General features: G+C 72.2%; 17 protein-coding genes and 1 riboswitch. Of the genes, 7 read left to right on the top strand and 10 right to left on the bottom strand.

The genetic code is table 11. The features are described from left to right. Window position 1: 1 nt before the first annotated feature. Window positions 2-3001: a sacsin N-terminal ATP-binding-like domain-containing protein gene (locus tag HHX33_RS32785; RefSeq protein ID WP_182877961.1), complete on the bottom strand. Its 3000-nt coding sequence runs from the start codon at window positions 2999-3001 to the stop codon at window positions 2-4. A gap of 2 nt (window positions 3002-3003) precedes the next feature. After that, window positions 3004-3801, bottom strand: coding sequence for a DUF3027 domain-containing protein (locus HHX33_RS32780; protein WP_310738379.1), 798 nt, complete (start codon window positions 3799-3801; stop codon window positions 3004-3006). 100 nt (window positions 3802-3901) lie between these two features. Here HHX33_RS32780 and HHX33_RS32775 point away from each other — a divergent pair, with 100 nt between their 5' ends. Beyond that, complete coding sequence (locus HHX33_RS32775) at window positions 3902-5221, top strand: MFS transporter (protein ID WP_259403104.1); 1320 nt, start codon at window positions 3902-3904, stop codon at window positions 5219-5221. Between the two features lie 88 nt (window positions 5222-5309). Here HHX33_RS32775 and HHX33_RS32770 read toward each other — a convergent pair whose 3' ends face one another. Next, the gene (locus tag HHX33_RS32770; RefSeq protein WP_117410018.1) at window positions 5310-5708 is read right to left on the bottom strand and encodes a cold-shock protein; all 399 of its coding nucleotides are present in this window, start codon (window positions 5706-5708) and stop codon (window positions 5310-5312) included. Window positions 5709-5893: 185 nt separating this feature from the next. On the opposite strand from HHX33_RS32770, the gene HHX33_RS32765 reads away from it, so the two are divergent. Together HHX33_RS32765 and HHX33_RS32760 are read left to right on the top strand one after the other, a co-directional pair. Then, window positions 5894-8356 (top strand): helicase-associated domain-containing protein, encoded by a 2463-nt coding sequence (locus HHX33_RS32765; RefSeq protein ID WP_182877958.1) that lies wholly within the window; start codon window positions 5894-5896, stop codon window positions 8354-8356. A gap of 101 nt (window positions 8357-8457) precedes the next feature. Next, on the top strand, window positions 8458-10113 hold the full coding sequence (locus tag HHX33_RS32760; protein WP_182877957.1) for a DNA repair helicase XPB: 1656 nt from the start codon (window positions 8458-8460) through the stop codon (window positions 10111-10113). Window positions 10114-10641: 528 nt separating this feature from the next. Here HHX33_RS32760 and HHX33_RS32755 read toward each other — a convergent pair. Then, window positions 10642-10947: a hypothetical protein gene (locus HHX33_RS32755; RefSeq protein ID WP_182877956.1), complete on the bottom strand. Its 306-nt coding sequence runs from the start codon at window positions 10945-10947 to the stop codon at window positions 10642-10644. 183 nt (window positions 10948-11130) lie between these two features. On the opposite strand from HHX33_RS32755, the gene HHX33_RS32750 reads away from it, so the two are divergent. Both HHX33_RS32750 and HHX33_RS32745 read left to right on the top strand, forming a co-directional pair. Then, complete coding sequence (locus tag HHX33_RS32750; RefSeq protein WP_182877955.1) at window positions 11131-13116, top strand: HelD family protein; 1986 nt, start codon at window positions 11131-11133, stop codon at window positions 13114-13116. A 13-nt stretch (window positions 13117-13129) separates the two neighbouring features. Then, a complete protein-coding gene (locus HHX33_RS32745) occupies window positions 13130-13552 on the top strand; it encodes a GNAT family N-acetyltransferase (protein WP_182877954.1) in 423 nt (140 codons plus the stop codon). Window positions 13553-13562: 10 nt separating this feature from the next. Here the strand turns inward: HHX33_RS32745 and HHX33_RS32740 are convergent, their stop codons facing one another. After that, the gene (locus tag HHX33_RS32740; protein ID WP_182877969.1) at window positions 13563-14792 is read right to left on the bottom strand and encodes a serine hydrolase domain-containing protein; all 1230 of its coding nucleotides are present in this window, start codon (window positions 14790-14792) and stop codon (window positions 13563-13565) included. 257 nt (window positions 14793-15049) lie between these two features. On the opposite strand from HHX33_RS32740, the gene HHX33_RS32735 reads away from it, so the two are divergent. Then, entirely contained in the window at window positions 15050-15748 is a 699-nt protein-coding gene (locus HHX33_RS32735) for a GbsR/MarR family transcriptional regulator (protein ID WP_182877953.1), read from the top strand. Window positions 15749-15846: 98 nt separating this feature from the next. On the opposite strand, the gene groL is transcribed toward HHX33_RS32735, so the two are convergent. The 5 genes from groL to HHX33_RS32710 form a co-directional block, all read right to left on the bottom strand. After that, on the bottom strand, window positions 15847-17469 hold the full coding sequence (gene groL, locus HHX33_RS32730) for a chaperonin GroEL (RefSeq protein WP_117410012.1): 1623 nt from the start codon (window positions 17467-17469) through the stop codon (window positions 15847-15849). 284 nt (window positions 17470-17753) lie between these two features. Beyond that, window positions 17754-17954, bottom strand: a complete 201-nt coding sequence (locus tag HHX33_RS32725; RefSeq protein ID WP_030509192.1) for a cold-shock protein — start codon at window positions 17952-17954, stop codon at window positions 17754-17756. A gap of 256 nt (window positions 17955-18210) precedes the next feature. Beyond that, entirely contained in the window at window positions 18211-18486 is a 276-nt protein-coding gene (locus tag HHX33_RS32720; RefSeq protein ID WP_138461929.1) for a MoaD/ThiS family protein, read from the bottom strand. Window positions 18487-18531: 45 nt separating this feature from the next. Further along, entirely contained in the window at window positions 18532-19800 is a 1269-nt protein-coding gene (thrC, locus tag HHX33_RS32715) for a threonine synthase (RefSeq protein ID WP_182877952.1), read from the bottom strand. A 14-nt stretch (window positions 19801-19814) separates the two neighbouring features. After that, a riboswitch (SAM riboswitch) is annotated at window positions 19815-19954 on the bottom strand. Between the two features lie 96 nt (window positions 19955-20050). Next, a complete protein-coding gene (locus HHX33_RS32710) occupies window positions 20051-20602 on the bottom strand; it encodes an RNA polymerase sigma factor (RefSeq protein ID WP_117410009.1) in 552 nt (183 codons plus the stop codon). Window positions 20603-20704: 102 nt separating this feature from the next. Between HHX33_RS32710 and HHX33_RS32705 the strand changes: the two genes are divergently transcribed. Then, complete coding sequence (locus tag HHX33_RS32705) at window positions 20705-22129, top strand: alpha,alpha-trehalose-phosphate synthase (UDP-forming) (protein WP_182877951.1); 1425 nt, start codon at window positions 20705-20707, stop codon at window positions 22127-22129. Window positions 22130-22134 lie beyond the last annotated feature (5 nt).

The raw sequence follows: 22134 nt of genomic DNA, 5'->3' as shown, positions 1-22134 counted from the left end.
GTCAGAGGGACGTGACGGGGTCGAGGTCGGCCTCGGCGAGGAGGAGGGGGACCCGGGCCGGGTCGCGCAGCAGGGCCGCGACGGCGAGGCGGTCGCCCCACTGGCCGGACGCCCAGGCCAGGCCTCTGGCCAGCCCCTCCACGCCGGTGGCGTGGACCACGCCGTCGAAGAACCGCCACGGCACGGGGATGCCGTCCACAAGAAGCTCGTCGTGCTCGACGTAGGTCGCGGGGGCACCGGGCAGCAGCGAGCGCACCTCGGGCGGCACCGGCTTCTCCGCGCCGTGCGAGGTGACCGCGCCGGTGACCGCCTCTCCGGCCAGCGGCAGGTCGAGCACGTCCGACAGCGCCTCGGCGAGGTCGAACGGCGCCAGCACCAGCGGGCGATCCTCCACCAGGGGGAGCAGGTCGGGCGCCTCCACCACGACCGGGCCGTCCTCGACGTCCGCGACCGTGACCATGCCCTTCCGCACGGCCCGGACGGCCTCGGGCGGGCCGACGCGGTCCGGGTCGACCGCCGCCAGCGCGATCCACAGGGAGCGCAGCTGGGCGCGGTCCACCTCCAGGGACGCGTCGGCCAGCAGGTCGAGCAGCTCCTCGGGGCCGCCGCGCGACTCCAGCAGCCCGGCCAGGGTCGACCGGACGCCCATCATCGTGAGCGCGTCCTCGTCGATCCCCGCCGGCGCCTCGGCGTACAGGCCGAACAGCAGCGGGTCGCCCGTCGGGAGCCGCAGCTCGACCGGCCTGCGCCCGCCGAGCACCGGGTGCCGCGACAGCCACCAGGCCGTGTACGACGGCACCTCGACGGTCTCCCCCGCCGCGAGCACCCGCATCGGCCGCAGCGCGGCGCGCAGCGGCGGCCGCGACAGCAGCGCGAGCGCGTTCGGCCAGTCCGCGACGTACTCCAGATCGCGTACGGCGGTGAACTCCCGCACCACCGGGGGCACGTCGAGATCGGGTAGCAGGTCGAGCACCGCCTCCAGCCACTCGTCCTCGAGATCGAGGTCGTGGTCGCACTCGGCGGGGTCGAGCAGCACGTCGGAGTCGTTGACCACGGCGAAGCCGTCGAGCACCCCGGTCGCCGCGAGCACGTGCGGCCCGTACTTCTCCACCAGGTCGGGCGCGGCGACGCCGAACGGCACCTCCGGGTCGATCAGTCCGGCCAGCGATCCCTCGGCCAGCAGCAGCTCACCCGCCGCGTACCGCTCGCCGTCCGCGCCGCGCAGAGCCAGCTCGGCCAGCCAGGGCGCCTCTCCCGCCGTCAGGCCCGCCGCGTCCACCAGGGCCAGCACGGCCTGGGCCACCGGCTCGGGGTCGGCGCTGTTCAGCGACTCGGCCACGGCCGCGTGGGTGAGCGGGTCCTCCAGCACCGTACGCGGAGTCGCCTCGGCCGCGCCCAGTCGCAGCAGCAGCGGGTGGACGGCGTCGGGATGGACGATCCGCAGCCCGAGCGGGGCCAGCAGGGCGGGGTCCAGGGAGCCCGGAACGCCGGGCCCGCCGGACGAGGCGGCGGCGCCGTCCGGTGACAGCACCAGGGTGCCGCGCGGGCCGCGCACCAGGCGGCCGTCGGCGAGCGGCACGGGGATCGCCCCGATCGCCTCCGGGTCGTCGGCGGGCAGCGTCTCGTACAGCGACCGCCACCACGCCGGGTCCTTGTCCTCCACGGCCTCACCGGACAGCATGTCCACGACGTCGGCCAGTTCGACCCGGCGTACGCCGAGCGTGGTCAGGGCCGGATGCCGGGAGGCCCATCCGGCGGGCAGCAGCCCGGGGACGATGCCGGCGATCTTCTCCAGGAACTCGGCCGGGCCCTCGACCGCCCGCGCCTGAACGCCCGGGACGACGCCGTCGGCGTCGTGGGAGATCGACGGCAGCAGCGGCGTGTCCGGCAGCGCCGCGATGATCTCCCGCCTGATCGCCGCGTCGAGCGCGCCGCTGCCCATGAGGCCGGGGACGAGGCCGAGCAGGGCGGGGGTGGCCGGAAGCTCCCCCAGCAGCCGCACGTACGCCTCGGCGGCCCTGGCGACGAGGAAGTCGGTGAGCGGCCCCGGCGCGACGTGCCGCCGGTCGGTGGTCATCGGGAACGACGCGATCAGCAGCGCGGGCAGGTCGAGCGGCTCGTCGCTCGGCGTCGGCGCGTGGACCACCCGGGGGACGCCGTCGCGGCCGCCGGAGGGGCGGCCGGTGGGGACGGCCCAGCGGACCTCCCAGTAGGGCCGGGCCCGCTCCTCGGTCGGCCGGTCGGCGAACAGCTCCGCCACCTGCGCGGGGGTGAACGTGCCCGCCTCGGCGACCACGTGCCAGCCCTCGGCCGAGATCGTGCGGCTCCGCCCGTCGACCTCGACCTCGACGGTCTCCAGCGCCGGCATCGACAGCGGCAGCGCAGGCCCGGCCTCCTCCAGCATCCGCCGCACGGCCTCCTCGGCGGCCTGGTCGCGCAGCGGCAGCCGGACGAGCGTGTCGTAGCCCTCGGGGACGCCCGGGGCGTCGTCGCCGAAGGGCAGCCGCAGCAGCGGGACGTGGCCCTCGCGGCCCTTCAGCTCCCCGGCGAGCGCCGGCGTTGCGGCGACCAGCGCGGCGGTCTCCGCACGCGACCAGCGCACTCCCCGGATCTCGCCGGACGGCAGCCGGGAGGCGATCGAGGGCTCGTCGGTCACCGACACCACGGCGGCGAAGCCGACGCCGAAGCGTCCGGCCGCCCCCGTCTCGTCCTTCTTGCCGGAGACCCGCAGCGTGCTGAGGCCCTCGACGCCGGTCTCGTCGAGCGGAGCGCCGGTGTTGGCGGCGAGCAGCACGCCGTCGGCGAGCGTCAGCCGCAGGCGGCCGGGCACGCCCGCCCGCAGCGCCGCGTCGGCGGCGTTCTGGGCGAGCTCCACGACCAGCCGGTCGCGGTAGCCGCCGAGGGCGAAGTCCTCCTCGGCGTTGGCGTCCTCGCGGAAGCGGGCGGGCGAGGCCGCCCAGGCCGCGAGAACCGTGTCACGCAGGCGCTCGGTGTCGAACATGATCAGGCGTGGCCCAGGGGTTCGGAGCTCGCCTCGTCGGCGGAGCCGGACTCGATCAGGTCGTATCCCAGGTCGTCCAGGATCGGCGGCGCCGCGTCCGTGACCATGGAGGGCACGGTGGTCGCCTCGGAGTGGGCGCCGCAGCCGTGGTCGGCCGACACCACCCGGCCGTCGTCCGGCGCGTACTCGTTGGCGCAGACACCGAAGCCCAGCCCCAGCGTCCCGGCGAGCGGCCAGTAGAAGCCGCAGGTGGAGCATTGCGCGGGCGCGGCGTGCGCGATGGGGGCGTGCGGCCCGGGCTCGCCGGACCGCCAGCGGTGCGCGGCGAGGTCGCGGCCGAGGGCCGACAGGACGCGGGCCCGGCCCAGGCCGAGCTCGAAGACGGCCTGCGCGTCGATCTCCTCGTCGGGGGAGGCGAACCCGGGCACGAGCCGGTCGTCGTCGGCCTCGGCCGGCAGCAGGTCGCCCACCCCGAGGTCGCCGGGGAGCAGCCGTTCGTTCCACGGCACCCAGCGGGGGGCGAGCAGCGCGCCGGCTCCGGGCAGGAGCACGGTCTCGCTCACGGTCACCACGCGGGCGCGGGAGGCCCGGGTGACGGTGACCGCCCAGCGCCAGCCCAGGTAGGCCCGGTCGAGGCACTCGAAGTAATGGGTGACGACCCGGTCGCCCTCGTTGTCGAAGCCCAGGTGCTCTCCCACCTCCCCCGGGCGCGCGATCTCCTCCGCCGCGCCGCGGGCGAGGCCGACCGCCGCCGCACAGGCCTGGTCGACTGGAGTGCTACGGATTCGGGTACGACTCACACTCTCCATTTTCACCCACGCCGGGAGCGGACCGCACCGGCTTGATGGGCAAATCATGAGAGGACCCTCGGGGCCTATGGTGAAGATTTGGGCGAACGTTATGCATGTTGTGGGCGCGCCCGCGCGGGCGACCCGCCGGCTCACGCACGCCCAGGGAGCGGACCGCACCGGGCTCGGCCGCCTGATCGAGCTGACGGCAGCCCACTCGGCCGGGGACGCGCTGGTCACGGTCGCCCTCGCCGGAGCGCTGCTGTTCCGGCTCCCGGTCGGCCAGGCCCGCGGGCAGGTCGCGGCGTACCTGCTGGTCACGATGCTGCCGTTCACCGTCGTGGCGCCGTTCGTCGGGCCCGTGCTCGACCGGCTGCGCTCGGGCCGCCGCTACATCATGGCGGGCACCCTGCTCGCGCGGGGCCTGCTGTGCTGGGGCATGGCCGGCGCCGTCCACACCTCCGACGCCGTCACGCTGTTCCCGTCGGCCCTCGCCGTCCTGGTGCTGTCGAAGGCCTACAACGTCTCCCGGGCGGCGATCATGCCGAGCCTGCTGCCCGCCGACATCCCTCTGGTGACGGCCAACGCGCGGGTGGCGCTGTTCGCGCTGGTGTCCGCCGGGGCCGGGGCGGGCCTGGCCACCGGCCTGTCCGCCGCGGCCGGGCCCGACTGGGTGCTGCGCGCCGCCGTGCCGCTGTTCCTGCTGTGCGGGGTGTTCGCCGTACGGCTGCCGCGGCACGTGGACGCGCCCGACCCGGAGGAGGACGAGCCGCGCCCGCGCTGGCGCACGCTGCTCGGCCTGGGCCCGGACGCGAACAGGGGCCCGAGCGCGCGGCCGGGCGTCGGCTCCCTGGTGGGCTCGGCGGTGGGCGAGGCCATGGGCGCCAACGCCGCGATCCGGGTCCAGTCGGGCTTCCTCGTGTTCTTCCTGCTGTTCCTCGTCCAGGACGGCCACCTGCGCGGCCCCGGCCCCACGGTGGCGCTGGCGCTGCTGGCGGCCGCCGCGGGCGTGGGCGGCCTGGCGGGGGCCGCCGCGGGCTCCTGGACCCGGTCCCGCTCGCCGCAGCTGACCGTGCTGGCCACGCTCGCGCTCGCGACGGTCGCCACGGTCGCGGCGGCGTTCGTCTTCACCATCTGGACCGCCGCCGCCGTCGCCCTCGTGGGCGCGTTCGCCCAGGGCCTCGGCAAGCTCGCCTTCGACGCGATCGTGCAACGCGAGATCGGCGAGGAGGTGCGCTCGTCGGCCTTCGGGGTCGCCGAGACGCTGCTGCAGATCGCCTGGGTGTCCGGCGGCCTGCTCGGCCTGGTGCTCTCCCTGTTCGTGGCCGGTCCCGCCGGGCTCGGCGTGATGTCCGCGGCCCTCGCGCTGTCCCTCGGCCGCCTCCTCGCGCTGCGCCGCCGAAGGCTCGCCACCGGAGCCGCCACCGCCTGAGCCCCGCCGGACCCCTCCCAGGTCCTCGCCGCACCCGGACGCCGGGGCAACCGGACGCCGGAGCGCCCGGCCGCCGGAGCGCCGGACGCTACGCGTCGAGGTCGTCGGCGACCGCGCGCAGCACGGTCGCGACCTTCTTGGCGTGCGACACGTCGGGATGCTTGCCCCGCTGGTAGGAGTTCGAGATGTCGTCGAGCAACTTGATCAGGTCCTCGACGATGACGACCATCTCGTCTGGCTTCTTCCGCTTCGCCTTGGGCTTCACGGTCTTGGCCAGCGTCGGAGGCTGGTCGATCACCCGCACCGAGAGCGCCTGCTGTCCGCGGCGGCTCTCGGCCACCCCGAACTCGACCTTCTGCCCGGGCTTGAGGGCCTCCACGCCCTTGGGCAGCGCGGAGGAATGGACGAAGACCTCACCGCCGTCGTCGCGGGTGAGGAAGCCGAAACCCTTGTCGGCGTCGTACCACTTGACCTTGCCACTCGGCACAGGGGTGACCTCGTTCAGACTGTCGTGAAGGTGATGGATGTAGGTTATGCCCACAGACAGGCCCCGTGGACCCACTAAGGGGCCACTGAAGCGTCGCGTCTCCGGATTCCCGTCGATCTTCCGTCAACCCCTGTCACGCGGGCGGTCCCGTGATCCCCAGGAGGCGTCGCCCTACCATGGAGACGATGACGGGCACGGACTTCAGCGAGTGGCTGCGCGGCCGTTCCGACGAGCACCTGCGAGCGCTCGTGACGGCACGGCCCGAACTCGTCACGCCCGTCCCCGCCCACCTCGACGGCCTCGCCGCCCGCGCCTGCAGTCCCTCGGCCCTCGGCCGGGCGCTGGACCGGCTCGACCGCTTCCAGCTCGCCGTGCTGGAGACGCTGGCGCTGGGTGACGGCCCCTCCTCCCGCCCGGCCCTGCTCTCCATGATCGTGCGCGCGGTGCCCGACCCGCCCGGCGCGTCCGGCACGTCGGGCCCATCCGGCGCGTCCGGCGAGGAGGACGTCGCGGCCGCTCTCGACGCGGCGCTCGACACGCTGGTCACCCGCGGCCTGGTCTACGGGCCGCCGGACGCCCTGCTGCCCGCGCCCGGAGTGCCCGCGGCCCTGGAGCCCCCGGCCGCGCTCGGCCCGCCGGCCGCCGAGGTCTTCCGCCACCATCCGCCCGAACGGCTCGACGTCCTCCTGCACGACATCGACCCCGCGTACGAGGGCGGCGGGCAGGCGGACGCGGGAAGGCCGGCCAGGGAACGGCTCACGGCGCTGCTGTCCGACCCCGCGACCGTCGCGCGCCTCCTGGAGGAGGTGTCGCCGCAGGCGAGGGCGGCGCTGGACGAGCTCGTCTGGGGCCCGCCGAGCGGACGGCTGCCGAGCGCCCGCCGTGAGGTGGACACCGCGACCGCGCAGTCGCCCATCGAGCAGCTGCTGGCCCGCGGGCTGCTGGGGGCGACCGGGGAGGAGACGGTCGCGCTGCCCCGTGAGGTCGCCCTGGTCCTGCGCGGCGGCCGGGTGCACCGCGACCTGTCCCCCAGGCCGCCCGCCCTGGACGGACCCGTACGCGACCAGGAGCTGGCCGACCGGACGGCCGCCGGGCAGGCGTTCATGTTCGTCCGCATGGTGGAGGAGCTGTGCGAGCTGTGGAGCGTCGACCCGCCCGGCGTGCTGCGCGCCGGCGGCCTGTCCGTACGGGACCTGCGGCGCGCGGCCCAGCTCCTCGATCTGCCGGAATGGGCGGCCGGGCTGGTCGCGGAGGTGGCGCACGCGGCCGGGCTGATCGCGGCGGGCGAGGGTGAGTGGCTGCCGACCGGCGGTTACGACGGCTGGCGGATCAAGGCGACCGAGGACCGGTGGGCCGTGCTCGCCGCCGCCTGGGCCGCGATGGACCGCGCGCCGGGCCTGATCGGCGAACGCGACGACCGGGACCGCCCGCTGAACGCGCTCCACCCCGACCTGCGCCGGTCCGGCGCGGCCCAGACGCGGGCGCGCACGCTCTCCGTGCTGGAGGCGGCGCCGCCCGGCCTCGCACCGACGCCCGAGTCGGTGCTCGCCCGGCTCACCTGGGAGCAGCCCCGGCGCCGGTCCGCGCTGCGCGACCCGCTCGTCCGGTTCGCCCTGCGCGAGGCCGAGCACATCGGCGTGACGGGCCTCGGCGTGCCGGCCGCGCACGGCCGCTCGGCGGCCCGCGGCGACGGCCGGGCGGCGGACCTGCTCGCGCCGCTGCTGCCGCAGGCGGTCGACCACGTGCTGCTGCAGGCCGACCTGACGGCCGTGGCGCCCGGACCGCTGACCACCGACCTCGGCCGGCGGCTCGCGCTCACGGCCGACGTCGAGAGCAAGGGCGGCGCGACCGTCTACCGCTTCTCCGAGCAGTCGGTCCGCCGGGCGCTCGACGCCGGGCACTCCGCCGGCGACCTGCTCGCGATGCTGGAGCGCCACTCGGCCACGCCGGTCCCCCAGCCGCTGGCGTACCTGGTGACCGACGTCGCCCGCCGCCACGGCCGCATCCGGGTCGGCGTGGCGTCGTCCTACGTCCGCTGCGACGACCCGGCCCTTCTCGACGAGGTGCTCGCCGACAAGCGGGCCCATCTGCTGCGGCTGCGGCGGCTCGCGCCCACCGTGCTCGCGTCGAAGACGTCCCGGGCGGCGCTGGTCGACTCGCTGCGGGCGATGGGATACGCGCCGGTCGCCGAGTCGCTGGAGGGCGACGTCGTCGTCGCGCGGGCCGACGCCCGGCGGACCGAGGGCCCGCCCGCCGCCCGCGTGTCGGCGAACCCCGGCCCGAACCCCGACGCGGCCGCGGCGGCCGTACGGGCGATGCGGGCGGGGGACGCGGCGCACCGGTCCCGCCGCCGGCCCGCCGAGACGCCCGAGGGGCAGGTGCCCCGCTCCCCCAGCACCGCCACGATCAGCGCGCTGGAGGAGGCCATCCGGCAGGGGTCGCGGGTGTGGATCGGCTACACCGACTCGCAGGGGCACGCCACCAGCCGTATCCTCGAACCGGCCCGCATGGAGGGCGGCTACCTCACGGCGTACGACGAGACCCGGGCGACGGTCCACCGCTTCGTCCTCAGCCGCATCACCGGTGTCGCGGGCTACGACGCCGAGCGGTCCCAGACGCCCGGAGAGCGCGCCGCCGGAGTCGACTGAGGGGCGTCTCACAACACGGCGGGCGACCGGCCTCGGTGAAACGGGACTCATCGAGCCTGGTCTCTTGTTGGATAAGGGACAGCCGTACAAGGGAGCAGGCATTGAGTGACGGGCCGCTGATCGTTCAGTCGGACAAGACGCTGCTGCTGGAGGTGGATCACCCGAGGGCCGGCGAGTGCCGCAAGGCCATCGCCCCGTTCGCCGAGCTCGAACGCGCGCCCGAGCACGTCCACACCTACCGGGTCACCCCGCTCGCTCTGTGGAACGCCCGCGCCGCCGGGCACGACGCCGAGCAGGTCGTCGACGCCCTCATCGGGTTCAGCCGCTACCCCGTGCCGCACGCGCTGCTCGTGGACGTCGCGGAGACCATGGCGCGGTACGGCCGCCTGCGGCTGGAGAAGCACCCGGTGCACGGCCTGGTGCTCACCACCAGCGACCGCGCGGTGCTGGAGGAGGTGCTGCGCGCCAAGAAGATCCAGCCGCTGGTCGGGGAGCGCCTCGGCGCCGACTCGGTGGCCGTGCATCCCTCCGAGCGCGGCAACATCAAGCAGACGCTGCTCAAGCTCGGCTGGCCGGCCGAGGACCTGGCCGGATACGTCGACGGCGAGGCTCACCCGATCGACCTGCGCGAGGACGGCTGGGAGCTCCGGCCGTACCAGAAGGAGGCGGCGGACGCCTTCTGGCACGGCGGTTCCGGCGTCGTCGTGCTGCCCTGCGGCGCGGGCAAGACGATCGTGGGCGCGGCGGCGATGGCACACGCGCGGGCGACCACGCTGATCCTGGTCACCAACACGGTCTCGGCCCACCAGTGGAAGCAGGAGCTGCTGCGGCGCACCTCGCTGACCGAGGACGAGATCGGGGAGTACACCGGCACCAAGAAGGAGATCCGCCCGGTCACCATCGCCACCTACCAGGTCATGACCACCCGGAGGCAGGGCACGTACCGGCATCTGGAACTGTTCGACGCCCGCGACTGGGGGCTCGTCGTGTACGACGAGGTCCACCTCCTGCCCGCGCCGATCTTCCGGATGACCGCCGACCTGCAGGCGCGCCGCCGTCTCGGGCTGACCGCCACGCTGGTGCGCGAGGACGGCCGGGAGGGCGACGTCTTCTCGCTCATCGGGCCCAAGCGGTACGACGCGCCCTGGAAGGAGATGGAGAACCAGGGCTACATCGCCCCGGCCGAGTGTGTCGAGGTCCGGGTGACGCTCCGCGACGACGAGCGGCTGGCCTACGCGATGGCCGAGAGCGACGAGCGCTACCGGTTCTGCTCCACCACCCCCGCCAAGATCCGGGTCACCGAGGCGCTGGTCCGACGGCACGAGGGCGAGCAGGTGCTGGTCATCGGGCAGTACATCGACCAGCTCGACGAGCTGGGCGAGCACCTGGAGGCGCCGGTCATCAAGGGAGAGACCAAGGTCAAGGAGCGCGAGCGGCTGTTCCAGGCGTTCCGCGACAAGGAGATCCAGGTGCTGGTGGTCTCCAAGGTCGCCAACTTCTCCATCGACCTGCCCGAGGCGGCCGTGGCGATCCAGGTCTCCGGCACGTTCGGCTCACGCCAGGAGGAGGCCCAGCGGCTCGGCCGGGTGCTGCGTCCCAAGGCGGACGGCGGGGGCGCGCTGTTCTACTCCGTCGTCAGCCGGGACACCGTCGACCAGGAGTTCGCCGCGCACCGGCAGCGCTTCCTGGCCGAGCAGGGGTACGCCTATCACATCATCGACGCCGACGACGTGGGCCAGGAGGACCCGGCGAGGTGACCGGTGGACGCCGTGTCCCGGGGCACGCTTCCCCGGGAGCACGTCCACGGTGAAGATCGACGGACGCCTGTCAGATCCAGGAAATGCCTGCGGGCCGTGTCACCACATCACCCCCTCGCGCCTGTACCGACATCACGGTGCCGTGATGGCGGCAATACCCACTCAGTACGGCGAATCACGCAATATGCGCATTTTTCACCTTGTCCCTGGTTTGTCGGTAAAAAGCGGGAAGTGTTACCAATTCTTCGGTGTGTGAGCAAGTCGCTACAGAACGCGCTAAATAAACGCGACATACAGCAATAAAGCACCCCGACAGCACCGCGCCTGATCAGCACTGCGATTGAGCAGCACCGCGTTTGAGCAGCACCGCGCCCGGCACCCTCGGCAACAGGGTGCCCTGGCGCGTCGACGCACCAGGCACGCGCCCGGGGCACAGCGCCTCGGAGCCTCCGGCGGTCCGGGCAACGGACAACCCGGAACGCCGTGAATCCGGAAGCCCCTGGCCCCCGGCGTCCCGCGTGCGGCGGCTCAGCGAACGGCCAGGCCGCCGAAGAGCAGGACCGCCAGCGCCGCGATCCACGCCGCCACGGCCACGCCGTACAGGGACTCGCGACGGGCGAACCAGGCGAATCCCATCGTCCCCGCCGCGACGAGCGCGACCAGTTCGGACAGCGAGGCCACCGGCGCCAGCCGATCCGCGCAGTCCGGCGATAGCTCCAGACCGGCGCAGAAGGCCGGCCGGCTCCAGCCGCCGAAGACCGCGAAGCCCCACAGCGTGGCGAGCAACAGGCTCACCGCCGCCAGGATCGCGGGAGGAACCGAGGTGCGCGTCACCCGCGTAGAGATACCCAGGCAGGCCGACGGCGACACGCTAGAGAAATACCGTTTCGGCATGAGGGCGCCCGTCGCTAAGCTCTTGTCCTTCCGCCTCTCGTCCTTCCCGCCTCCGTCCTGTCCGCTGCCCGTCTTCAGTCCTGTCCTCGGTCCTGCCCTCGTCGTGTACGGAGGAGTTTTCGCATGCCTGAGAATGTGCTCGAAGCCGAGCGCGCCCATCTCGCGGCCTCCCGCGCCGCGTTGCGGGCGATGCGTGAACACGCGCAGTCGCTGTCCGCGGACGCCGCCGGCGACTGGGTGTCGCAGCAGGTGCTCCAGGGCCTGCTCGACCAGCGCGTGGCCGCCCTGGCGGACCACCCCGACACACCTCTGTTCTTCGGCCGCCTCGACCGGTCGGCCGGCGACGACCTGCCGGACACCATCCACGTCGGCCGCCGGCACGTCCACGACGACAGCAGCCGGCCCCTCGTCATCGACTGGCGCGCGCCGATCTCCCGCGCCTTCTACCAGGCGAGCCCGTCCGAACCGATGGGCGTCGCGTTGCGCCGCCGGTTCGGCTACCAGGGCGGCGACCTCACGGCGTACGAGGACGAACCGCTGGACGGCCGGGCGCTCGGGCAGAGCAGGCTCCTCACCGAGGAGATCGAGCGGCCCCGCACCGGCCCCATGCGGGACATCGTCGCCACCATCCAGCCCGACCAGGACGAGATCGTCCGCGCGGACCTCGGCGTGACCGTCTGCGTGCAGGGCGCCCCCGGCACCGGCAAGACCGCCGTCGGCCTGCACCGCGCGGCCTACCTGCTGTTCACGCACCGCGAGAAGCTGGCGAGGTCGGGTGTGACGATCGTCGGCCCCAACCGCGCCTTCCTGGCGTACATCTCCTCGGTCCTCCCGGCTCTCGGCGAGGTGAAGGTCGACCAGACGACCGTGGCGGGCGTCCTCGGAGAGCACGCGCATCCCGAGGACGCGGCGGTGGCGGCCGTGAAGGGCGACGCCCGGATGGCGGAGGTCCTGCGCCGCGCCCTGTGGTTGCACGTCGTCAAGCCGGTCGAGGGTGTGCTCGTCACCAAGGGCGTGAACCGCTACCGCGTGCCCGACCACGAGGTCCGGGAGATCGTCGCCTCGCTGCGCGGCACGACGAGATACGGCCCGGGCCGCGCGATGCTGGCCCAGCGGCTCGCGCACGCCGTGCTCATCCAGATGGAGCGCCGCGGCGAGTCTCCCGACGACCGTACGCAGGACGCGGTGGCCCGCTCGAAGCCGGTCAGGGCCGTCCTCGACGCCGTGTGGCCCAGGCTGACCCCTCAGCAGGTGCTGCACCGGCTGCTGTCGGACGCCGAGTTCCTCGCGAAGGCCGCCCGGTCGGACCTCTCCGCGGAGGAGCGGGAACTGCTGCTGTGGCGCAAGCCGTACAAGTCGCACCGGTCGGCGAAGTGGACGGCCGCCGACGCCGCCCTCCTGGACGAACTCGGCGACCTCATCGAGCGCACCCCCTCCCAGGGCCACCTCGTGGTGGACGAGGCGCAGGACCTGTCGGCCATGCAGTTGCGCGCGCTCGGGCGGCGCTGCCGCACCGGTTCGGCGACCGTGCTCGGCGACCTCGCGCAGGGCACCACGCCCTGGTCGGCGCGGTCGTGGAAGACCGTGCTCGACCACCTCGGCCAGCCCTCGGGGGAGGTCACCGAGCTCACGCTGGGCTTCCGCGTGCCCCGCGAGATCCTCGACTTCGCCGCGCGACTGCTGCCCTCCGTCGCGCCCGATCTCGCCCCGCCCCGCTCCCTGCGTCCCGGCGCCGGGTCGCTGTCCGTACGGCACGTGCCCGACGTCGCCGCGTCCCTTCCGGAGACCGTGCGGGAGACGCTGGACCGCGAGGGCTCGATCGGCGTGATCGCGGCGGACGCGGCCGTACCGGCTCTCTCGGCCGCCCTGGACACTGCCCGCGTGCCGCACACGGTGCTCGGCCCCGACGCGACGGGCGACGACCGGGTGCTGCTGGTGCCGGCCACGCTCGCCAAGGGCCTGGAGTACGACCACGTGATCGTGACCGAGCCCGCCGGCATCGTGGCCGCCGAGGACCGGGGGCTCGCCCGCCTCTACGTCGTCCTCACCCGGGCCGTGACGTCCCTGACCATCCTGCACGCCCACGATCTGCCCCCGGAGCTGACATGAGTGAGGAGCCGGCATGAGCGAGGTCACCCTGCGGTACGGCGGTCCCGGCGACATCGACGCCGTGCTGCGGTTCTGGCTGGAGGCCGCGGAGAACACCGACCGGCACGACGACGCCGCCAAGGTCGCGGCGCTGGTCGAGCGTGATCCCGAGGCGCTGCTGATCGCCGAGATCGGCGGCCGCGTGGTCGGCACGCTCATCGCGGGCTGGGACGGCTGGCGGGCGAGCCTCTACCGGCTCGCCGTCGACCCCTCCGAGCGGCGCAAGGGCATCGGATCGCAGCTGATCCGGGCCGCCGAGGAGCGGTTCCGGAAGTACGGCGCGTTCCGGGTCGACGCGATGGTCCTCAACGACAACGCCCTGGCGCACCACGCCTGGACGGCGGCGGGATACACGATGCAGACCGACTGCGCCCGCTGGGTCAGGCGCCTCACCTGAGCCGTCGAGATCAGTCGTCGATCGCCTGGTAGAGCGTGGTCCAGAAGTCGTGGATGAGCCGCGCCGAGTCCGGGGTCGACATCCCGACCTGGGTGAGCAGGATTCCGGTGAGCTGCTTGTCCGGGTCGGCGTAGGTCGAGGTGCCGCTTCCGCCGTCCCAGCCGAACTGGCCGACGGACGCGTAGTCGCCGCGGTAGGTGCGCACCGCCATCCCCATGCCCCAGCCGCCGTGCTGCCCCTGGCCGAAGGACACATGGACGTTGTCGGCGGCCATGGCGGTGCGGGCGGCGTTCTGCTCGGGAGTGAGGCGGTTGGTGGTCATCAGCTCGACCGCGGGCCGGGACAGGATCCGCTCGCTCCCGTGCCTCCCGTGGTTCAGCAGCATCCGGAAATAGGCGTGGTAGTCGTCGACGGTGGAGACCAGACCCCCGCCACCGCCCTGGAACGCCGGAGGCCTGCTCCACCGGCCCCCCTCGGCCTCGTCCCACACGGTGAACTCTCCGGTCCCGGGGTCGGGGGCGTAGAGGGTCGGCAGCCGGTCGATCTTGTCGGCGGGCACGTGGAAACCGGTGTCCTTCATCCCCAGCGGGTCGAAGACGCGTTCCCGCAGGAACGTCTCGAACGACCGGCCCGTGACCCTGGCGACGAGCACGCCGAGTAGATCGCTGCCGATGTGGTACTGCCAGCGCTCTCCGGGCTGGTGCATCAGCGGAAGCGTGCCGAGACGGCGGATCCACTCGTCCGGCTCGGGCATCGGCACCGGCAGGTCGGGCGTGAGCCCCTGCTCGAAGACCGCGCCCATGATCGGGGTGCCGAGCGACGTCATGTCCATGCCGAGCCCGAACGTGGAGGTGAGCAGGTCGCGTACGGTGATCGGCCGCCGCGCCGGCACGGTGTCGTCCAGCGGGCCGTCGATCCGCTTCAGCACCCGCCGGTCGGCCAGTTCCGGCAGCCACTGCTCCACCAGGTCGTCCAGCCGCAGCCGGCACTCGTCGAGCAGGACCATCGCCGCCGCGACGGAGACCGGCTTGGACGTCGAGGCCATCCGGAAGATCGTGTCGCGGCGCATCGGCGCACCGCCGTCGTGGCACATCGTCCCGATCGCCTCGACGTGCGTCTCCTCGCCCCGGCCGACCAGGGCGACGAGCCCGGGAATCCGCCCCGAGTCGACGTGCCGTGCCAGCACCTCGCGCAGTCTGCGCAGCCCCGCCGCGGAGAAGCCGCCGTTGCCGTTTCCCATCATGAACCGCCCTATCCAGCGTTGTTTGCGAATCCTTGAACGCTCGCAAAGCTACATTGCGTTCACAAAGTAGTCAACGTACTTTCCGACAGAAAGCCCAGACGGACGGGGTCTCACTGCCCTTAATTGCAATGACTGTGGCACTGAATGCAATAGGTGGGCAGCCATGCTTTGCAATGGGCTCAGAGTGAATGCATACTGTGCGGCGGGTGTGCGGGCGCGGAGCCGCGCATGCCGGCAGACAGGAGACGATTGCCGTGCCCGGAGGCAGACTCACCAACGAGGACCGTCAGCACATCGCCGCGGGGCTGGCCGAGGGACTCGGATACGCGGAGATCGGCCGGCGGCTGGGACGCCCCGCCTCGACCATCATGCGGGAGGTCACCCGGAACGGCGGACCGGACGATTACGGGGCGGACCGGGCGCACGAGGCCACGCGGCACCGTGCGCGCCGCCACAGGCAGGCACAGCCTCCGACGCCACCGGTCCCCGACGGCGGCCATGGGCGTGATCCCCAGGCGGTGCGGGACTTCACGGAGTCCTTCACGGCCCTCCTCGTGGAGCAGGGGCTGCCCCGGATGGAGGCCAGGGTGCTGACCTGCCTGTACGTCACCGATTCCGGCGCTCTCACCGCCGCCGACCTGGTTGAGCGGCTTCGCGTCAGCCCGGCGTCCGTCTCGCACGCCGTCGCCTTCCTCGAACAGCAGGGAATGCTCAGGCGGGAGCGGGTTCCCGGCGCGCGGCGTGAACGCTATGTCATCGACGACGAGATCTGGGTGCGGTCCATCCTCGCCTCTCTGCGGATGAACGAGGCCCTGGCGGCCGCGTCACAGCGCGGAGCCGAGATTCTCGGGGCGACGACCCCGGCGGGCGCCCGCTTCGGGTCCTCCGCCGAACTTCTCGCCCTCGTGAGCGAGGCCTTCCGGCAGGTCCTGAAACAGTGGCGGCAGGGCTGACCGCCCGGCGTCCATGCACGTGGGGAGAGCGGGCGCAAGGGAAAGGGCGGCTCCCCCGAGGGGGAACCGCCCTTCCTGGTGAAGCGGGAGAACAGGACTCAGAAGTCCATGTCGCCGCCGCCGGGCATGGCGGGGGCCTTCTCCTTCTCGGGCTTCTCGGCGATGACGGCCTCGGTCGTGAGGAACAGGGCCGCGATGGACGCCGCGTTCTGCAGCGCCGAGCGGGTGACCTTGGCCGGGTCGATGATGCCCGACTCGAACATGTTGACGTACTCGCCGGACGCGGCGTTGAGGCCCTCGCCCGCGGGCAGGTTGCGGACCTTCTCCACCACGACGCCGCCCTCGAGGCCGGCGTTGACGGCGATCTGCTTCAGCGGCTCCTCGAGCGCCTTGCGGACGATCGCCGCGCCGGTCGCCTCGTCGCCGTTGACCTCCAGCTTGTCGAACGCGTTGGCGCCAGCCTGCAGCAGGGCCACGCCACCGCCGGGGACGATGCCCTCCTCGACCGCGGCCTTGGCGTTGCGGACGGCGTCCTCGATGCGGTGCTTGCGCTCCTTGAGCTCGACCTCGGTCGCCGCGCCGGCCTTGATGACGGCGACGCCGCCGGCCAGCTTGGCGAGACGCTCCTGGAGCTTCTCGCGGTCGTAGTCGGAGTCGGTGCGGTCGATCTCGGCGCGGATCTCGTTCACGCGGCCGGAGATCTGCTCGGCGTCACCGGCGCCGTCGACGATCGTGGTCTCGTCCTTGGTGACGACGATCTTGCGGGCGCGGCCGAGCAGGTCGAGGGTGGCGTTCTCCAGCTTGAGACCGACCTCCTCGGAGATGACCTGGCCGCCGGTCAGGATCGCGATGTCCTGCAGCATGGCCTTGCGGCGGTCGCCGAAGCCGGGGGCCTTGACGGCCACGGACTTGAACAGGCCACGGATCTTGTTGACCACCAGGGTCGCCAGGGCCTCGCCCTCGACGTCCTCGGCGAGGAGGACCAGCGGCTTGCCGGACTGCACGACCTTGTCGAGCAGCGGGAGCAGGTCCTTGTTCGCCGAGATCTTCTGGTTGGCGATGAGGATGTAGGCGTCCTCGAAGACCGCCTCCATGCGCTCGGGGTCGGTCACGAAGTAGCCGGACACGTAGCCCTTGTCGAAGCGCATGCCCTCGGTGAGCTCCAGCTCCAGACCGAAGGTGTTGCTCTCCTCGACGGTGATGACGCCTTCCTTGCCCACCTTGTCCATCGCCTCGGCGATGAGCGCGCCGATCTCCGGGTCGGCGGCGGAGATGGAGGCCGTGGAGGCGATCTGCTCCTTGGTCTCCACGTCCTTGGCGAGCTTCGACAGCTCCTCGCTGACGCGCTCGACGGCGGCCTCGATGCCCTTCTTCAGCGACATCGGGTTGGCGCCGGCGGCGACGTTGCGCAGACCCTCGCGGACCAGCGCCTGGGCGAGCACGGTGGCCGTCGTCGTGCCGTCACCGGCGACGTCGTCGGTCTTCTTCGCGACTTCCTTGACCAGCTCGGCGCCGATCTTCTCCCACGGGTCCTCGAGCTCGATCTCCTTGGCGATGGAGACACCGTCGTTGGTGATCGTGGGGGCGCCCCACTTCTTCTCCAGCACGACGTTGCGGCCCTTGGGGCCGAGGGTCACCTTCACGGCGTCGGCGAGCTGGTTCATACCGCGCTCGAGACCGCGCCGGGCGTCCTCGTCAAACGCGATCATCTTGGCTGCCATTAGGCTAGACCTCCCAGTAGCAGGGTGTCTTCAACGGACCGAGCCGACGCCCGCGACGGCGTGGACCCGCTATCCCTGCGCGAGCCCCATCGCCCCGATCCCGGTTGTTGTCACTCTCGACCTCAGAGTGCCAAACAAGTATTTAGCACTCTACCCCCGAGAGTGCAAGCGGAAGCCACTCTGACCAGCTTGGACGAGGTTCCCGAACACCCGGACGAGCCCGGACGAGCCGAAGGCCCGGCCCGCGGAACGCGGACCGGGCCTCCAATGGTCGCTTGACGGGATCAGACGGCCCGTACGGCCTCCGCCTGCGGGCCCTTCTGCCCCTGCGTGATGTCGAACTCAACCCGCTGACCCTGCTCGAGGGCCTTGTAGCCGTCCATCATGATTGCCGAGTAATGGACGAACACGTCCTTCCCACCGTCTACCGCGATGAAGCCGTAGCCCTTGTCCGCGTTAAACCATTTGACGGTGCCCTGCGCCACTTCCGACTCCTCTTGCTGGGCTGGGGACCACACCCAAGAAGCCCCCGGTTTTGTCGATCGTCTTCGACCATACCCGTGTCAAGGCGTAGAACAACAGAGTCAATCCGCAAACTACTACGGCGCGTTCGCTCAAAGCGGTACAGACGATTATTCACTTTTCTACCGAAAGGTTGAGAGCTTCACCATTCGCTGTGGCGACATCTCACTTCCCCGGCGAGAGAAGTGCATGTCAGGTGCCCGGCGGCGGTGTCGCGGCTCAGCCCCCGGCGACGGCGGGGATGACCGAAATCTGTACCCCGTCCGGCGTGGCGGTGTCCAGCCCATCGGCGAAACGGACGTCCTCTTCTCCGACATAGACGTTGACAAAACGCCGGATCTTGCCCGTCTCATCCAGGATTCGACCTCCGATGCCCGGATAGTCCGCATCCAGCTTCTGCAGGACCTCGCGGAGCGTTCCCCCCTCCCCGCTTACCTCCGCGACGCCGTTGGTGTACGTCCGCAGAATCGTCGGAATCCGCACGGAAACGCTCATTGTTCACTCGCTTTCGTTGCTGCCGATGGGCCTGTGATAACGCTTTCAGTTGGCGAATGCCGCACGGAAGGCGTCGAGGGAGGGACGGATGACCGCGGACGGACGGGCCTGCTCGGCCACCGCGTCAAGTGTCTTGAGACCGTCGCCGGTGTTCAGCACCACGGTTTCGGCCTCGGGGTCGAGGCGGCCCTCGCGCACGAGCTTGCGCAGCACGCCGACCGTGACGCCGCCCGCGGTCTCGGCGAAGATGCCCTCGGTCCGGGCCAGCAGGCGGATCGCCTCGACCACCTCGCCGTCGTTCACGTCCTCCACCGCGCCGCCCGTACGGCGGGCGATGTCGAGCACGTACGGCCCGTCCGCCGGGTTGCCGATGGCCAGCGACTTGGCGATGGTGTCCGGCTTGACCGGCTGCACGACGTCCTGCCCGGCCTTGAACGCGCGGGAGACCGGCGAGCAGCCCTCGGCCTGCGCGCCGAAGATCCGGTACGGCCGCTCCTCGACCAGGCCGAGCTTGATCAGCTCGCGGAAGCCCTTGTCGATCTTCGTGAGCTGCGAGCCGGAGGCCACCGGGACGACGATCTGCTCGGGCAGCCGCCAGCCGAGCTGCTCGGCGATCTCGTACGCCAGCGTCTTGGAACCCTCGGCGTAGTAGGGCCGGAGGTTGACGTTGACGAATCCCCACTTCTCGCCCAGCTCGTCACCGATGAGCTCGGAGCAGAAGCGGTTCACCTCGTCGTAGGTGCCGTCGATGGCGACCAGGCGGCCGCCGTACACCGCGGCCATGGTGACCTTGGCCGGCTCCAGGTCGGCGGGGATGAACACGCAGGAGTCCAGCCCGGCCCGGGCGGCGGCCGCGCCCACCGCGCCCGCGAGGTTGCCGGTGGACGAGCACGACAGGGTGTGGAAGCCGAAGGCGCGCGCGGCCTCGACCGCGATCGCGACGACCCGGTCCTTGAAGGAGTGGGTCGGGTTGCCGGAGTCGTCCTTGACGTGCAGCGACCGCAGCCCCAGCTCGGCCGCCAGACGGTCGGCCCGCACGAGCTTGGTCCAGCCGGGCTGCAGGTTGGGCTTGTCCGCCACCCCGGCGGGGACGGGAAGCAGGGAGCGGTACCGCCAGATGTTCGCCGGGCCCGCCGCGATGTCCTCCCGGCGGACCTCTCCGAAGTCGTACGCCACCTCAAGGGGGCCGAAACACTCCGTACAGGCGAAGATCGGGCCGAGGTCGTAGTGGGCGCCGCACTCGCGGCAGGACAGACCGGTGGCAGGGCCGAAGTCGGTGGCGGTGGTGGGGGTCGCGGTGCTGATGTGCGCCATGAAGCGAGGCCTTTCCCTCATCTTCGCTCGCGACCGCCCTGGCCGCGAGCCGGAATTGGCACCTGTCCCGGCCGGGCCTCGTGGGCACGAGTTCGACACCGGGGAGGTTGCCGGGGCTTCGCAGGGCCGGTCCCTCCACCCCTCTGGATGAGCATCTTCAGTTGTAGAACCTTCGAAAAAGGTCCTCCAGCACTGTACCCCGGCGTCCCCTGTGTCCGTTCCGCCGTCTCAGATGGCGAGATGGTTTGTATCAGCCGTAGGCCTCGCCGAGCGCGCTCTGCACGTACTTGCGCGCCTGGTGTATCCGGGACTTGACGGTGCCGAGGGGAATGCCGAGCTGGTCGGCGACCTGGGAGTAGTCGAGCTGGCAGATGTCGCGCAGCACGAGCGCCTGGGCGAGGTCGGGCCGCTCGGCCTCCAGCGCCTCCATCGCGTCGAGCAGGTCGAGCCGCGACCCCGCGATGACGCTCACCCGCCGCGGGTCCGGCCGCTGCTCGGGCAGCTCCTCCGCCTGCTCGGACGAGCGCCGCTTGAGCGACCGGTAGGTCGTCCTGGCGCAGTTCACGGTCACGATGTGCAGCCAGGTGCTGAACTTGGCCCGGCCCTCGAACCGGGCGATGTTGCGGGCCACGGCGAGCAGCGTGTCCTGCGCCGCCTCCTCCGCGTCCTGCCGGTACGGTAGTAGCCGCTCGCAGTGCCGCAGCACGTCGGGCTCGATGCGCCGCAGCAGCTCACCGAGGGCGCGGTGATCTCCCCGGGCGGCCGATCCGGCCAGCTCCTCGGTGACGTCGTCCAGTGCCATCCCGTTCCAGCCCTCCCGCGATCGGTTGACATCCTATTGATGGAGGTCCGCTTTTATTAATCTTCCGGCATGCGCGCCCGCTCTGATCGAGGGGAAACCCCAATGAGCAGCTCCATCCTGATCGCGTCCAACCGGGGCCCGGTGTCCTTCACCCTGTCGGAGGACGGCGGCCTGACCATGCGCAGGGGCGGCGGCGGGCTCGTGTCCGGGCTGTCGGACGTGGTCAGGGACACCGACGTGCTGTGGGTCTGCGCGGCGCTGTCGGACGGCGACCGCGGGGCGGTGCGGCAGGCGCCGGGGGGCCGGCTCGACCGGGCGTTCGAGACGGGGCCCATCCGCATGCTGGACATCCCGCCCGCGGTCTTCCACCGGGCCTACAACGCGGTGGCGAACTCGACCCTGTGGTTCGTCAACCACCTGCTCTACAACACGCCCTTCTCCCCCGAGTTCGGCACCCGGTTCGCGCGTGAATGGGAGTCGTACCGCACCTACAACGGCGCGTTCGCGCTCGCGCTGGCGGAGGAGGCCACGCACCGGGCCCGCGTGATGGTGCAGGACTACCACCTGACGCTCACCCCAGCGATGCTCCGGGTCGAACGGCCCGACCTGCGCATCGGCCACTTCTCACACACGCCCTGGGCCCCGCCGGAGTACTTCGCGCTGCTGCCCGAGGACGTCGCGGCGGAGGTGCTGTCGGGCATCCTCGGCGCCGACCACGCCGGCTTCCTCACCGCCCGCTGGGCGCGCGCCTTCATGGACTGCTGCGCCGCCCTGCTCGGGGCGCGGGTGGACCACGCGGCCCGTACGGTGACCTGGGGCGGCAGGACCACCCGGATCGGCGTGCACCCGCTCGGGGTGGACGGCGACGCGCTGCGGGCGCGGGCGGCCGAACCGGACGTCGAGTCGCACATGGCGGCGATCAGGGACCACGTCGGCGACCGCAGGCTGATCGTGCGGATCGACCGCACGGAGCTGTCCAAGAACATCGTCCGCGGCCTGCGGGCCTACCAGGAGTTCCTGGAGGGCCATCCCGAGTGGCACGGACGGGTGGTCCATCTGGCGTTCGCCTACCCCTCCCGGCACGACCTGCCGGAGTACCGCGAGTACACGGCGGCCGTGCAGCGGTGCGCCAAGGAGATCGAGGACGAGTACGCCACCGAGGACTGGGACCCGCTGATCCTCAACGTCAACGACGACTACCCGCGCTCGCTCGCGGCGTACCGGCTGGCCGACGTGCTGCTCGTCAACCCCGTCAGGGACGGCATGAACCTGGTGGCCAAGGAGGGCCCGATCCTGTCGCCCCGGTGCGCGCTCGTGCTGTCCCGCGAGGCGGGCGCGGCGGCCGAGCTGGGCGCCGACTCCCTGCTGGTCAACCCGTTCGACGTCACCGCCACGGCGGCGGCGCTGCACGAGGCGCTGACGCTGCCGGAGGAGGAGCGCCTCGATCGCGGCCTGCGACTGCGGGAGGCGGCCACCGCGCTGCCGCCGCGGCGCTGGTTCGACGACCAGATCGCCGCGCTGCGCTGAGACGC

Source organism: Microbispora sp. H10670 (genome assembly GCF_014161385.1).
GTDB lineage: Bacteria > Actinomycetota > Actinomycetes > Streptosporangiales > Streptosporangiaceae > Microbispora > Microbispora triticiradicis.
This window is presented reverse-complemented; position numbering and strand designations above follow the sequence as displayed.

Coding starts and splice junctions, on each gene's coding strand:
- HHX33_RS32785 (WP_182877961.1), bottom strand. CDS start 3,001: ATGTTCGACACCGAGCGCCTGCGTGACACGGTTCTCGCGGCCTGGGCG.
- HHX33_RS32775 (WP_259403104.1), top strand. CDS start 3,902: ATGCATGTTGTGGGCGCGCCCGCGCGGGCGACCCGCCGGCTCACGCAC.
- HHX33_RS32765 (WP_182877958.1), top strand. CDS start 5,894: ATGACGGGCACGGACTTCAGCGAGTGGCTGCGCGGCCGTTCCGACGAG.
- HHX33_RS32750 (WP_182877955.1), top strand. CDS start 11,131: ATGCCTGAGAATGTGCTCGAAGCCGAGCGCGCCCATCTCGCGGCCTCC.
- HHX33_RS32745 (WP_182877954.1), top strand. CDS start 13,130: ATGAGCGAGGTCACCCTGCGGTACGGCGGTCCCGGCGACATCGACGCC.
- HHX33_RS32740 (WP_182877969.1), bottom strand. CDS start 14,792: ATGGGAAACGGCAACGGCGGCTTCTCCGCGGCGGGGCTGCGCAGACTG.
- groL (WP_117410012.1), bottom strand. CDS start 17,469: ATGGCAGCCAAGATGATCGCGTTTGACGAGGACGCCCGGCGCGGTCTC.
- HHX33_RS32720 (WP_138461929.1), bottom strand. CDS start 18,486: ATGAGCGTTTCCGTGCGGATTCCGACGATTCTGCGGACGTACACCAAC.
- thrC (WP_182877952.1), bottom strand. CDS start 19,800: ATGGCGCACATCAGCACCGCGACCCCCACCACCGCCACCGACTTCGGC.
- HHX33_RS32710 (WP_117410009.1), bottom strand. CDS start 20,602: ATGGCACTGGACGACGTCACCGAGGAGCTGGCCGGATCGGCCGCCCGG.
- HHX33_RS32705 (WP_182877951.1), top strand. CDS start 20,705: ATGAGCAGCTCCATCCTGATCGCGTCCAACCGGGGCCCGGTGTCCTTC.